The 701-nt window shown below is 28.1% G+C and carries 1 protein-coding gene; it reads left to right on the forward strand.

Going from position 1 to position 701, the window contains the following annotated elements:
- Positions 1-41 precede the first annotated feature (41 nt).
- A complete protein-coding gene (locus AC5XHR_RS13790) occupies positions 42-698 on the forward strand; it encodes a hypothetical protein (protein ID WP_495951358.1) in 657 nt (218 codons plus the stop codon).
- The last annotated feature ends 3 nt before the right edge of the window (positions 699-701 follow it).

Below are 701 nucleotides of genomic sequence, written 5' to 3' on the forward strand. Positions count from 1 at the left end.
TTTTCCGTTATCTGCAATCTTACTAAAACCCCGTTCAATAAATGAAACCCGAAGAATTTGTCAAAAATATTTATTTGCAAAAGCAAGATATTCTTGATTCGGCTTTTAACAATAATTCAGAATTTAAATCTTATGTTGCAACAAAAATTGAGAACTTAAAACTTAATGAATCTGAAATACAGAACTTAAGAAATATATTAAATGGAATATTGACTGATGCGTATTATTCAATTCTTTTAGGTTTGGATGGTGCAACAAGTATTGGAGAAGCAGAACAACAAGTTTTTAGGGTTTATGACGAAGAAAATAACTTAATTTCTGATTGTGGAGAATTAGAAGGATTTGCTTACGAATATTTTCATTCCAATAAATTTGAAACAGAAAAATCAAAATGTGATTTCATTGCTGAATTACAATTTAATACAAATAGAACAATTCCTGCAAAATCGGGATATAGACCTCAATTAGTTTTTAATTTTGATGATTACCAAACTTCTGGAAGACAAAAATATATCGGAACTGATTATGCTTTTCCTGGAGATATAGTAAATGCAGAAATTGATTTGTTATCGAGCGATTACTTCAATAATAAGTTAAAGGAAAATATGGGTTTCAAGTTCTATGAAGGTGAAAATCAAATTGGAACAGGAAGAATATTAGAAATAAAAAACCAAAAACTAAAAAAAGACTGCAGATAACAT

Source organism: Kaistella sp. CFF1-2 (assembly GCF_059509915.1).

Bases quoted from the DNA above. Each gene is read 5' to 3' on its own strand.
- AC5XHR_RS13790 (WP_495951358.1), top strand. From the start codon at position 42: ATGAAACCCGAAGAATTTGTCAAAAATATTTATTTGCAAAAGCAAGAT.